The organism is Actinosynnema sp., assembly GCF_052038725.1.
Map to the genome: position 1 here is coordinate 1 of NZ_JBQGCX010000563.1, position 12,157 is coordinate 12,157.

The window sequence follows — 12,157 nt, forward strand, 5'->3', positions numbered from 1 at the left end:
CCGCCTCGCGGCGCGCCGGCTCGACCCTGCGGGCGGGCTGCGCGTCGGTGACGCGCTCGATCAGCTCGGTCTGCTCCGCCGGGTCCAGGTCGACCACGGACGGCTGGTCGTCCTTCTTCGCCTTGCCCGAGGTGATCACCCGGTGCTCGTTCATGGCGGACACCAGGCGGGACTGGTCCAACCGGGACTGGTCGCCCAGCGAGCGCATCCGCGTGGCCTCCGCCCGCAGCGCCACCCGCTCGACCAGCACCTCGCCGCCCAGCAGCGCCTCCAGGTTCTCGCGCAGCGCGCGCAGCTCGCCGCGCAGCGCGTCCAAGTCGTCCTTCGCGTCCTCCCGCGCCTTGCGGTGGGCCTCGGTCTCCAGCTCCAGCTCGAACTCGCGCCTCGCGGCGACCTCGCGCTCCAGCTCCAGCTCGTACACGTTCTGGAGGTCGGCCACCTCGTCCTCGCGGTCGGCCACCTGGCGGCGGTAGCGCGCGGCCAGGAAGGCGCCCACGAGCGCGGCCCACAGCGCCGACACCACGGCCAGCCTCAACCAGCGGGCGTTGTCACTCAGCACCAGCACGGCCGCGGCAACGAGGGCGAACGCCAGTGCTGCGACCAGCAGGAGGCGCGCGGAGCCACGACCGTGTTCTTGCTGCTCGTCGTCTCTCGACGGGGCTCGCCCGGTCATGGGCACCACGGTACCGGTCGGTTACCCGTTTGAGACCTCGGCATCCGGTTTCACGCTCGGCGCCCAGGCTCGTCCGGGGTGCGGCAGCAGCGCTCCAACCACAGTCCGGAGGCGATCAGCGCCGCAGCGCACACGAGCCCCACCACGGCGCTGGTCAGGTCGTTGTCCGCCGCCGGGAAGCGGCCCCGCGCGGGGGCGACGTGCAGCAGCAGCGCGCCCCACGCGCCCGCCATGATCGCGCCCAGCACCGAGGAGGCCTTGGCGAGCGCGACGGCGCGGGCGGCGGTGAGCGGCTGCACCGGTTCGGCGCCGGGCTTGCGCAGGATGCGGGCGCGCAGCGACACCGCGAGGCCGAGGTCGATCGCGGCGATCACCAGCAGGACCAGCCCGGCGAGCCTGGGCAGCGGCGGCAGCCCGGAGTAGGAGAGCTTGAGCAGCAGGAAGACCAGGGCGGCCGTGCCGAGCCCGGCCGCGAGCAGGTCGCGCCCCTTGGTGAACGTCACAGCGCGACCTCCAGCCTCCGCACCCCGGACAGGTCCAACCCGGACAGCAGGTCGGCGACCCGCCCGCGCCCCGGCAGCACCGCGTCCGGGTCGACGTCGAGCCAGGGCGCCAGCACGGTGGCCCGCTCGTGCGCGCCGGGGTGCGGCAGCAGCAGCTCGGGGTCCTCGGAGCGCACCTCGTCCACGGCGACCACGTCCACGTCGAGCGTGCGCGGCCCCCAGCGGCGCTCCCTGACCCGCCCCGCGGCCCGCTCCAGCTCCTGGCCGCGGCGCAGCCAGCCCCACTCGTCCAGGTCGCCCTCGACGAGCAGGACGGCGTTGAGGAAGTCGTCCTGGTCGGTGACGCCCCACGGGGCGGTCTCGTACACCGGGGACGCGGCGAGCAGCCACGGCCGGAAGCCGTCGACGGCCGCGCGCAGGTGGGCGAGCCGGTCGCCGAGGTTGGAGCCCAGGGACAGCACGGCGCGGCTCACCGGGTCCTCCGCACGGTCACCGCCACGTCGGCGAAGGTCAGCGGGATCGGCGCGTGCGGCTTGTGGACGGTCACCTCGGTCGCGGTGACCCGCGCGTCGGCCATGACCACGTCGGCGGCGCGCCCGGCGACGGTCTCGATGAGGTCGTGCGGCCCGCCCGCGACGACCTCGGCGACCCGCTCGGCCAGCTCGCCGTAGTGCAGGGTCTCGCGCAGGTCGTCGGTGGCGGCGGCGCGGGTCAGGTCCAGCCACACCACCACGTCGACCAGGAAGTCCTGGCCGTCGCGCTTCTCGTGCTCGAACACGCCGTGGTGGGCGCGGACCTCGAGGCCGCGCAGCTCGATCCGGTCGCCGGACCCCGTCGCCTCAGCCACGACCGGCCCGCCACGCGCCCGCGACGGCCACCGCGTCCACCGAGCGCGGCACGTCGTGCACCCGCACGCCCCAGGCGCCGTTGAACGCGGCCAGCGCCGACACGGCCGCCGTCGCGTCCTCCCGGCCCGCCGGGGGCCGCTCGCCGAGCAGGGCGCCGAGGAACCGCTTGCGGGAGGCCCCGACCAGCACCGGGAAGCCGAGGTCGATCAGCTCGTCCAGCCGGTTCAGCAGCTGCCAGTTGTGCTCGGCCCGCTTCGCGAAGCCGAGGCCGGGGTCGACCACCACGTTCTCGGCCCGCACCCCGGCGGCGAGGGCGGCGTCCACGCGGGCGGACAGCTCGTCGCGGACCTCCCGCACCACGTCGGTGTACTCGGCGAGCCGGTCCATGTCGGCGCTGTGCCCGCGCCAGTGCATGACCACGTACGGCACGTCGGCCTCGGCGACGACCCTGAGCACGTCCGGGTCGGCCAGGCCGCCGGAGACGTCGTTGACCACCGACACCCCGGCCTCCAGGGCCGCGGCGGCCACCTCGGAGCGGGTGGTGTCCACGCTGGTCACCACCCCCTGCGCGGACAGCGCGGCGATCACGTGCGAGGTGCGGGCGACCTCCAGGTCGCTCGGCACCCGCTCGGCTCCGGGCCGGGTGGACTCGCCGCCCACGTCGACCAGGTGGGCGCCCTGCTCGCGCAGGGCCAGCCCGTGCGCGACCGCGTCGGCCAGGTCCAGGTAGCGACCGCCGTCGGAGAACGAGTCGGCGGTGACGTTCAGGACGCCCATCACGACGCACCCGCCCGGCGCCGGGAGCCCGCCCACGGTCAGCGCCCCTTGATCAGGGAGATGGCCTCGGCGCGCGAGGACGCCGAGGTGCGCAGCAGGCCGCGCACGGCGGAGGTGGTGGTGCGCGAGCCGGGCTTGCGCACGCCGCGCATCCCCATGCACAGGTGCTCGGCCTCGACCACGACGATGACGCCGCGCGGCTCCAGCCTGCGCACGAGCGCGTCGGCGACCTGCGAGGTCAGCCGCTCCTGCACCTGGGGGCGCTTGGCGTACAGGTCCACCAGGCGGGCCAGCTTGGACAGCCCGGTGACGCGGCCCTGCTCGTTGGGGATGTACCCGACGTGCGCGACGCCGTGGAACGGCAGCAGGTGGTGCTCGCAGAACGAGTAGACCGGGATGTCCGTGACCAGGACGAGCTCCTCGTGGCTCTCGTCGAAGGTCTTGGCCAGCACGCTGTCCGGCTCGGTGAACAGGCCGGCGAACATCTCGCGGTAGGCCCGCGCGACCCGCGCGGGCGTCTCGCGCAGTCCCTCGCGCTCGGGGTCCTCGCCGCAGGCGAGCAGCAGCTCGCGCACGGCGGCCTCGGCGCGCTTCTGGTCGAAGGGCCGCTTCGCGGCGACGCCGGCCTCCCCGTTGCTGGGGAGACCGGCGTTGTCGAATTCGATCACTTGCGGTTGTCCGGGTCCGAGTCGAAGTTCCGCTTGTCCGCGTCCGCCGGGTCCGGCCGCCACGCGGGTGTGGTCGGCTGGCCCCCGCTGCCCGGCACGGTGGCCGGGGTCCAGCCGGGGGGCGCCCCGTAGTTGGGCGGCCCCGAGCCGGGGGTGACCTGCTGCGGCGGGTGCTGGGCGCCGTTGGCGCCAGCGGGGACCTGCTGCGGCTGGGCCGGTCCCTGCGGGGTCTCGGGCGCGGGCGCGGGCAGAGCGGCGGGCTCGGCCCCGACCTCGTCCTCGACCACCGGCGGCCACGGCTCGCCGCGCTCCCTGGCCAGCTCGCCGGGGGTCTTGACCGGCGGCTTGGTCGACGGGATGCGGTTGCCGAAGTCGTTGAACTGGGTGATCCGGGGGCGCTTCTCGACGCCCGCGAAGATCCGCTCCAGGTCCTTCTGGTGGAGGGTCTCCTTGTCGATCAGCTCCAGCGTCAGGTCGTCGAGGACGTCGCGGTAGGTGTTCAGCACCTCGTAGGCCTCCGTGTGGGCGGCCTCGATGAGCTTGCGCACCTCCTCGTCGATCTCGTGCGCGACCTCCAGCGAGTAGTCGGCCTGGCGACCGGCGTTGCGGCCGAGGAACGGCTCGCCCTGCTCCTGGCCGTACTTGACGGCGCCGAGGCGGGAGCTCATGCCGTACTCGGTGACCATCGCGCGGGCGATCTTGGTGGCCTGCTCGATGTCGTTGGACGCGCCGGTGGTGGGCTCGTGGAAGACGAGCTCCTCCGCCGAGCGGCCGCCGAGCGCGAACACCAGCCGGGCGATCATCTCGGACCTGGTCATCAGGTCCTTGTCCTCCTCGGGGACGGACAGCGTGTGACCGCCGGTGCGCCCCCTGGCGAGGATGGTGACCTTGTAGACCGGGTCGATGTCCGGCATCGCCCACGCGGCCAGCGCGTGGCCCGCCTCGTGGTAGGCCGTGATCTTCTTCTCCTTCTCGGAGATGATCCGGCTCTTGCGGGCGGGGCCGCCGATGACGCGGTCGACCGACTCCTCCAGCGCGGAGCCGTTGATGACGGTCCCGTTCTGGCGGGCGGTGAGCAGCGCGGCCTCGTTGATGACGTTGGCCAGGTCGGCGCCGGAGAACCCGACGGTGCGCTTGGCCAGGCCGTCGAGGTCGGTGTCGGGGGCCAACGGCTTGCCCTTGGCGTGCACCCGGAGGATCTGCTTGCGGCCCTTGAGGTCGGGCGCGGACACCGGGATCTGCCGGTCGAAGCGGCCGGGGCGCAGCAGCGCGGGGTCGAGGATGTCGGGCCGGTTCGTCGCCGCGATCAGGATGATCCCGCCGCGCGAGTCGAAGCCGTCCATCTCCACGAGCAGCTGGTTGAGGGTCTGCTCGCGCTCGTCGTGCCCGCCGCCCATGCCCGCGCCGCGGTGGCGGCCCACCGCGTCGATCTCGTCGACGAAGATGATGCAGGGCGCGTTCTGCGTGGCCTGCTCGAACAGGTCCCGCACGCGCGAGGCGCCGACGCCGACGAACATCTCGACGAAGTCCGAGCCGGAGATCGAGTAGAACGGCACGCCCGCCTCGCCAGCGACGGCCCTGGCGAGCAGGGTCTTGCCGGTGCCGGGGGGCCCGTAGAGCAGGACGCCCTTCGGGATCTTCGCGCCGAGCGCCTGGTAGCGGCCGGGGTTCTGGAGGAAGTCCTTGATCTCGTAGAGCTCCTCCACCGCCTCCTCGGCTCCCGCGACGTCGGCGAACGTCGTCTTGGGCATGTCCTTGGAGAGCTGCTTGGCCTTGGACTTGCCGAAGTTGAGGACGCGGTTCCCGCCACCCTGGGCGTTGTTCATCATCCACATCAGCAGTAGGAGCAGCAGCCCCAGCGGCACCAGGTACAGGAGCATCTGCGTGAGCAGGGAGTCCTGGGTCACCTTGGTCTCGACCTGCGGCTTGTTGCCCGCCTGGTCGACCAGGGTGAACACCTCGTCCGTGGCGCTGGCCGGGTACGAGGCCATCAGGAGGCCGTGGTTCTCGAAGGTGGAACCGTCGTTGAGGACGAGTTTGAGCTTCTGCTCCTTGTCCTCGATCGTGGCTTCCTTGACCTTCCCGTCCCGCACCTGTTGGAGGGCTTGGGAGGTCGTGACCTGGTGGTAGTTCCGGTCCTCGTCGAAGAGCACGCTGAAGACGTAGAAGAGGAGCACCACCGCCACGATCCACAGCAGCGGGTTGCGAAGCAGGCGCTTGCGGTCCATTCACTTACGGCCGTCGGGCGGCCTCGACCCTCCCTGACTTGTTGACGGGCGCGGACGGGCACACCCGTCCGACCAGACTACCGCCCGAACGACCGGTGCATCGCCCCGCGTGCGCGGGGCCCGCCCCGGTTGTCGCGTTCGAGGGACCAACGGGCGGAGGGGCTCTCCGGTTCCCGCTGCGGCGCCCGGTTCCGACCGCAGGTCAGGAACGGTCGGAACCGGGACTCGCAGCACGGGTTGAACCGCGCCCACCGGATTCCCGTAACTCTTTCGAGGGAAACGTCGTTACGTTGGTGCGGACGGGGACAACCTGCCGCCGCACGTGACCTCAGCCACGGAAGCCCAGGTCAAAGCGGTAAGCGTGTCATCCTCGGTTACCGTACGAGGTCACCATCGGTAACACCGAGTGATCAATCTCCTCCCCCGGAGGGGTGAAAACCACCGGATCGAAGGTGCGCAGAGAAGATGTCAGCCCGCAGCGAACGCCCCAGCCGCGCCCGGCGGATCGCACTGCCCCTGGGGACCCTGGTCGGCGTGCTCGCCGCGGGGGCCACCGCCGTGGTCGCGCTGAAGGCGACCAGCGGCCCGGACTGCACCGGCGCCCTCCCGCTCAAGGTCGCCACCACCCCGGCCGCCGAGGCGGTCGTGCGCGGCGCGGCCGACGACTACCAGGCCACCCAGCCCGTCGTGGACGGCCGGTGCGTGCAGGTCCAGGTCGAGACGCGCACCGCCGCCGACGTCGCGCACGAGCTGCCGACCGCCCGGATCAACCCGCCCGTCATGTGGGTCCCGGACTCGACCATGTGGGCCGAGGAGGCCCAGCGCCAGTCCGCGAGCCTGGGCGCCGAGGCCCCCGTCCTGGAGGTCGGCGAGCCGCTGGCCGGGTCCCCGCTGGTCATCGCGGGCCCCGCGGAGAAGCTGCGCGGGCTGGGCTGGCCGAGCACCGCGGTCGCCTGGGCCAGCGTGCTCGCGCCCGGCGTGGAGGCCGCGGTGAGCGACCCGACCACCTCCACCGAGGGCCTGGCCACCCTGGCGGTCATCCGCGCCAGGCTCGGCAACGCGGACGGCACGCCCAACCAGGAGCTGATCGGCTCGCTGATGCGGATCGGGCGCAACGCCGTGACCGTGCGCGACTCCTTCAACCGGGTCGGCCAGGACGAGGGGAGCGCGCCGCTGTTCACCGCCTCCGAGCAGGCCGTGCTGGCCGCGAACCGGGCGGCGGGCGGGCTGCGGGTGGCCGCCTCCTACCCGGCCGAGGGCACGATGATGCTCGACTACCCGGTGGTGCGGATCAAGCGCGCCTCCGACCAGCCGGGCACCGGGGTCGCGGCGAGCGGCTTCGAGCAGGCGCTGCGCAGCGCCAAGACCCGCGAGCGGTTCGTGGACGCGGGCTTCCGCACCCCGGACGGGCAGGCGGCGGCCGGGCTGTCGGCCGAGCGCGACGGGGTCGGCGGCGACGCGGTGAACGCGATGCCGAAGCCGAGCCCGGCCGAGGTCTCCGAGCTGCTGGGCACGTGGGGCGCGGTGAGCCTGGACTCGCGGATGCTCGCGGTGCTGGACGTGTCCGGCTCGATGACCGAGCTGATGGGCAACGGCCAGACCCGCATGGCGGCGGCGTCCGAGGCGGCGCTGACCGCGCTGGGGATGCTGCCGGACACCTCGGAGATCGGCCTGTGGGCGTTCTCCACGAACAAGAACCCGCCGAACGACTGGGTCGAGCTGGTGCCGCTCGGCCCGCTCGGCGAGGTGCTGGGCAGCGCGCCGAGGCGGACCCGGCTCCAGCAGGGCGCGAAGGGCCTGGCGGCGCTGGTCGGCGGCGGGACCGCGCTGAACGACACCACGCTCGCGGCGTTCCGGAGGATGCAGTCCGCGTACGACCCCGAGAAGATCAACTCGGTGGTGCTGATCACCGACGGCCGCAACGACGACTACGCCAGCATCACCACCGCGCAGCTGCTGCGAACGCTGGAGGCGGAATCCGACCCGGCGCGCCCGATCCCGCTGATCATGGTCGGGCTGGGCCAGGAGGCCGACATGGAGGCGCTGCGGGCGATCTCCGCGGCCACCGGCGGCAAGGCCTACCAGGCGCTGGAGGCGTCCGACATCCGCAGCGTGCTGCTGGACGCGATCTCCCAGCGGCGGTGCAGGCCCAACTGCTGAGCCGCCCCCGGACGCGCGGGACCGGCGCCCCCCCCCCCCCCCCCCCGGGGGGGGGGGGCCGGCGCCCGGTCAGCTGGAGTAGACCTTCGGGTCCAGCTTGCCGATGTACGGCAGGTCGCGGTACCGCTCGGCGTAGTCGAGGCCGTAGCCGACCACGAACTCGTTGGGGATGTCGAAGCCGACGTACTTGACCGGCACGTCGACCTTCACCGCGTCGGGCTTGCGCAGCAGCGTGCAGACCTCCATCGAGCGCGGCTTGCGCGAGGCGAGGTTCTTGAGCAGCCAGGACAGCGTCAGCCCGGAGTCGATGATGTCCTCCACGATGAGGACGTCCCGGTCCGCGATGTCGCGGTCGAGGTCCTTGAGGATGCGCACCACGCCCGAGGAGGACGTGGAGGACCCGTAGGAGCTGACCGCCATGAACTCCAGCTGCACCGGGACGGGAAGCGCCCTGGCCAGGTCGGAGGTGAACATCACCGCGCCCTTGAGGACGGTGATGAGGACGAGGTCGTCACCGCCTGCCGGGTAGTCGGCGGCCACCTGCTGGGCGAGCTCACCGACCTTGTCGCTGATCTCCTGCTCGCTGACGAGCACGGAGGCGATGTCGCCGTCGTACACGGACGATCCCCTTTGGTCATGCCTGGACTGGTTCCACCCGCAGCCTGCCACGTGCTCGGCGCACCACAAAGCCGCCGGGTACCCACACCCCACCACCACCGGCCCCGGTCCGCACGAGGGCGTCCACCGCGCGCAGGTGCGAATCGGACAACTCGGGCACGCCCTCGGCGAGCAGCCACCGCCGCAGCACCCGCCTGCGCAGGGCCACCGGCAGCGGCGCGAGGTCGGCGACCGCGCCCCGGTCGCCCGCGAACGCGTCCGCGAGGTCGTCCAGCGCGTCGTTGTCCTCGCGCAACTGGGCGGCGGTGCGGGCCAGCGCCCGCGCCACCCCGCCCTGCAGCACCTCCTCCAGCAGCGGCAGCACCTCGCGGCGCAGCCGCACCCTGGTGAACGCGGGGTCGGCGTTGTGCGGGTCCGACCACGGGGAGAGGCCCAGCTCGGCGCAGGCGCCCTCGGTGTCCGCCCTGGTCACGCCCAGCAGCGGGCGGCCCCACGGCGGGTCCAGCTCGCGCATCCCGGCGATCGAGCGGGGCCCGGAGCCCCGGCCGAGGCCCAGCAGCACGGTCTCGGCCTGGTCGTCCAGGGTGTGCCCGAGCAGCACCAGGCCGCGCTCGGGGCGCAGCGCGGCGTACCGGGCGCGCCGGGCCGCCGCCTCGGGGCCGCCGCCGCCGGTCACCTCGACCCGCCGCACCTGCGCGTCCAGGCCGAGCCCGGCGCACGTGCGGGCGGCCCGCTCGGCGCCCTCGGCCGAGCCCTCCTGGAGGCCGTGGTCGACCACGACGGCCCGCGCGCCGCTGGTCAGCGCGGCGGTGCAGGCGGCGAGCGCCAGCGAGTCGGCCCCGCCGGACACCGCCACCGCGACCCGCGCGGGGCGGTGCTCGGCGAGGAACCGCCGCACCGCCGTCCGGACCCGCGACAGCGGCCCGTTGGCGGCCGGGGTCACGGCGCGACGCGGCGCAGCCAGGCGGCGGGGTCGGCGATCTCGGCGCGGGTCGGCAGCGCCTCGGGGGCGCTCCACACCGCGTTGAACCCGGTCATGCCGACCTCGTCCACCACGTGCCTGGTGAACGCGGCGCCCTCCGCGTACTGCCTGACCTTGGCCTCCACGCCCAGCAGCGAGCGCAGCACCCGGTCCAGCAGCCCGCCGCCGGAGCGCCGGTCGGTGAACCGCCGCCGGATCACCGCGACGGACGGCACCACGTCCGGCCCGACCGCGTCCATGACGTGGTCGGCGTGCCCCTCCAGCAGGGTGGACACCGCGATCAGCCGGTCGAGCGCGGCGCGCTGCTCGGGCGTCTGGAACAGCTCGATGAGCCCGACCGGCCCGTCCGCCTCGCGCAACCGCCTCGGCAGGTCGCGCAGCCGGGGCGACTCGTTGTCCATGCTCTCCAGCAGCTCGGTGACCAGGCCGGAGAAGTGCCCGGCCAGCCACGGGACGCCGGTGAACTGGAGCCGGTGGGTGCACTCGTGCAGGCACACCCACATGCTGAAGTCCTCGCCGGGCACGTTCAGCGCGCGCTGGGTGCCGACGATGTTCGGGGCGACGAGCAGCAGCCTGCCGTCGCCGGAGAACGGGTCGTACTGGCCGAGCACGCGGGAGCTGAGGAACGCGAGCACCACGCCCGCCTGCACCCCCGCCGTGCCCGACACGACCCCGCTGAGAACGCCGCCCTGCCGGGTCATGGCGCTGTCGGTGAGCACCGACAGCCCCTGGGCCGCGGCGCGCACCCAGCCCGGCCGGTCGACGACCTCGCCCGCGCGCAGCGGCAGCCCGTGGCCCAGGCCCGTCAGCTCCCGGACGTGCGCCTCGGCGTCCACCGCCAGCTCGCGCAGCCTGCCGACCGCGACGTCGGCCTCGGCCCTGGGCACCACCGGTCCGGGGCGGACCAGGCGGGTCGCCGTGGAGACGGCGACCTCCCAGTCGATCGACGCCGCCCGGTCCTGCTGAGTCACCGAGTTCACACCTGACGACGCTACCGGCGCTGGGCGGTTCACGAACAGCCGCAACCCCTGAGCTGGGCGGCCAGCGCGTCGAGCCCGGCGCGCGCGCCGAGGGCGTCGCCGCTGCCGTTGGACATGAACGCGAACACCAGCAGCCTGCCGTCGGTGTCCACCACGACGCCCGCGAGGCTGTGCACCTCGGTGAGGGTGCCGGTCTTGCCCCGGATCCAGCCCTTGCCCGCGGGGGACTGCGCGAACCGCTCCTTCAGGGTGCCGTTGCCGCCCGCGACGGCGAGGGCGGTGAGCAGCGGGCGCAGCCGGGTGGTGACCGGGTCGGTGGCGGCGTCGGGGCGCGCGGCGGCGGCGAGCAGGTCGCCGAGGAGCTTGGCGGGGACCTTGTTCTGCACGCTCATGCCGCTGGCGTCGGAGGTGGTGACGCCGGTCAGGTCGAAGCCGTTCTCGGCGAGCACGTCCCGCACGGCCTTGGTGGCGCCCTCGTAGGAGGTCTCGGCGTTGCGCGCCTTGGCGACCTCGCGGGCCAGCGTCTCGGCGAGCACGTTGTCCGACAGCTGCATCATGTTCTCGATCAGCTGGTCGAGCGGGACGGACTTGACCTCGCCGAGGACCTTCGCGGCCTGGGGCGCGAGGGTCTTGCCGCCGACGGTCGCGCCCAGCCGGTCGGCCAGGGCCTTCGCGGCGTCGGGCGCGGGGGTGGCGGTGCGGGGCGTGTCGCCCTTGGTGGGGTCGGAGCGGGCGCCGTCGAGCATCAGCGGGCCGATGTTCGTGATGAAGCCGCCCGCGACGTCGTTGGGGTCGACGCCGGGGGCGAGGCCGGGCTCGGCGCTGTAGCGGCTGATGTCGTACTCGACCCTGGTGATCGGCCCGGAGGCCTTCACCTGCTCGACCAGCTCGTCCAGGGTGGGCGCGCCGGGGTAGACCGACGCGCGGCCCTCGGGCAGCGAGGACAGCGTCGGGTCGCCGCCGCCGACCAGGATCACGGTGCCGGGCTCGGCGCCCTGCACGACCTTGGTGGTGAACTGGGTGGTGTGGTCGAGCTGGAGCAGCGCGGCTGCGGCGACCAGGTTCTTCACCGTGGACGCGGGCACCAGCGGGGTGGTCTCGGCCTGGTGCCAGAGCACGGTCTTGCTGGCCGGGTCGATGACGGTGCCGGTGAGGTTGCCGAGGGCGCCGTTGGCGAGCGGCCCCTGCAGCACGGCCTGCACGCCGGCCGGGGTGGGCGCGGGCGCGTCGGGGCCGAGCGCGCGCACCGCGAGGTCGACCTGGGCCGGGGGCGCGGGCGGCTGGGTGGTGGAGGTGGGCCCGGTCTCCAGCCAGCCGAGCTGCACGGCGGCCAGCGCGGCGCCGCCGAACAGGACGAGCACGGCGGCGAGCGCGCCGACGACCACCAGGGGCCGCTTGCGCCTGGACCGCTGGGCGGGCACGTCGGCCCGCTCGTCGGAGTCGGCGGCGAAGGCGGCGAAGGCGGCGTCGTCGTCCCGCCGGTCGGCGGAGGGGGCGGGGTGGTCGGTGGCGCCGGGCTGGGACGCGCCGGGCTGGGTGGCGGAGTGGTTGGCGGCGGAGTGGTTGGCGCCTGCCTGGGGGGAGCCGGTCTGGGTGGCGCCGCCGTAGTTGGCGCCGGGCTGGTTGGCGCCGGGCTGGTTGGCGCCGGGCTGGTTGGCGCCGGGCTGGTTGGCGCGGTGCTGGTCGACGCCGGGCGGGATGGTGCCGTGCGGCGTGCGGT

General features: G+C 74.0%; 12 protein-coding genes. 1 reads left to right on the forward strand and 11 read right to left on the reverse strand.

Translation table 11 applies throughout. The features are described from left to right. The 7 genes from ACTUAL_RS11275 to ftsH all read right to left on the reverse strand — a co-directional run. A partial coding sequence (locus ACTUAL_RS11275; protein ID WP_440900221.1) for a DUF6779 domain-containing protein occupies positions 1 to 673 on the reverse strand: 673 nt, incomplete at its 3' end. Between the two features lie 50 nt (positions 674 to 723). After that, positions 724 to 1,176 (reverse strand): DUF3180 domain-containing protein, encoded by a 453-nt coding sequence (locus ACTUAL_RS11280; RefSeq protein ID WP_440900222.1) that lies wholly within the window; start codon positions 1,174 to 1,176, stop codon positions 724 to 726. Next, positions 1,173 to 1,649, reverse strand: coding sequence for a 2-amino-4-hydroxy-6-hydroxymethyldihydropteridine diphosphokinase (folK, locus tag ACTUAL_RS11285; protein WP_096491181.1), 477 nt, complete (start codon positions 1,647 to 1,649; stop codon positions 1,173 to 1,175). Before folK ends, ACTUAL_RS11280 begins: the two co-directional genes overlap by 4 nt. After that, positions 1,646 to 2,023 carry a dihydroneopterin aldolase gene (gene folB / locus ACTUAL_RS11290; protein WP_096491180.1) on the reverse strand — a complete coding sequence of 126 codons (378 nt, stop codon included), beginning with the start codon at positions 2,021 to 2,023 and terminating at the stop codon, positions 1,646 to 1,648. The genes folK and folB overlap by 4 nt, the downstream gene beginning before the upstream one ends. After that, entirely contained in the window at positions 2,016 to 2,843 is an 828-nt protein-coding gene (folP, locus tag ACTUAL_RS11295; RefSeq protein WP_440900227.1) for a dihydropteroate synthase, read from the reverse strand. Before folP ends, folB begins: the two co-directional genes overlap by 8 nt. After that, positions 2,840 to 3,469, reverse strand: coding sequence for a GTP cyclohydrolase I FolE (gene folE, locus ACTUAL_RS11300; RefSeq protein WP_096491179.1), 630 nt, complete (start codon positions 3,467 to 3,469; stop codon positions 2,840 to 2,842). The genes folP and folE overlap by 4 nt, the downstream gene beginning before the upstream one ends. Beyond that, a complete protein-coding gene (gene ftsH, locus ACTUAL_RS11305; RefSeq protein ID WP_440900223.1) occupies positions 3,466 to 5,697 on the reverse strand; it encodes an ATP-dependent zinc metalloprotease FtsH in 2,232 nt (743 codons plus the stop codon). Before ftsH ends, folE begins: the two co-directional genes overlap by 4 nt. 465 nt (positions 5,698 to 6,162) lie before the next feature. Between ftsH and ACTUAL_RS11310 the strand changes: the two genes are divergently transcribed. After that, positions 6,163 to 7,857 (forward strand): substrate-binding and VWA domain-containing protein, encoded by a 1,695-nt coding sequence (locus ACTUAL_RS11310; protein WP_440900224.1) that lies wholly within the window; start codon positions 6,163 to 6,165, stop codon positions 7,855 to 7,857. Positions 7,858 to 7,926: 69 nt separating this feature from the next. Here the strand turns inward: ACTUAL_RS11310 and hpt are convergent, their stop codons facing one another. From hpt to dacB, 4 genes are all read right to left on the reverse strand, one after another. Beyond that, positions 7,927 to 8,475 (reverse strand): hypoxanthine phosphoribosyltransferase, encoded by a 549-nt coding sequence (hpt, locus tag ACTUAL_RS11315; RefSeq protein ID WP_096491176.1) that lies wholly within the window; start codon positions 8,473 to 8,475, stop codon positions 7,927 to 7,929. 16 nt (positions 8,476 to 8,491) lie between these two features. After that, the gene (tilS, locus tag ACTUAL_RS11320; protein ID WP_440900225.1) at positions 8,492 to 9,418 is read right to left on the reverse strand and encodes a tRNA lysidine(34) synthetase TilS; all 927 of its coding nucleotides are present in this window, start codon (positions 9,416 to 9,418) and stop codon (positions 8,492 to 8,494) included. After that, positions 9,415 to 10,428: a zinc-dependent metalloprotease gene (locus ACTUAL_RS11325; protein ID WP_440900228.1), complete on the reverse strand. Its 1,014-nt coding sequence runs from the start codon at positions 10,426 to 10,428 to the stop codon at positions 9,415 to 9,417. The genes tilS and ACTUAL_RS11325 overlap by 4 nt, the downstream gene beginning before the upstream one ends. 38 nt (positions 10,429 to 10,466) lie before the next feature. Then, on the reverse strand, positions 10,467 to 12,157 hold a 1,691-nt coding region (gene dacB, locus ACTUAL_RS11330; protein ID WP_440900226.1), incomplete at its 5' end, for a D-alanyl-D-alanine carboxypeptidase/D-alanyl-D-alanine endopeptidase.

Coding starts and splice junctions, on each gene's coding strand:
- ftsH (WP_440900223.1), bottom strand. CDS start 5,697: ATGGACCGCAAGCGCCTGCTTCGCAACCCGCTGCTGTGGATCGTGGCG.
- ACTUAL_RS11310 (WP_440900224.1), top strand. CDS start 6,163: ATGTCAGCCCGCAGCGAACGCCCCAGCCGCGCCCGGCGGATCGCACTG.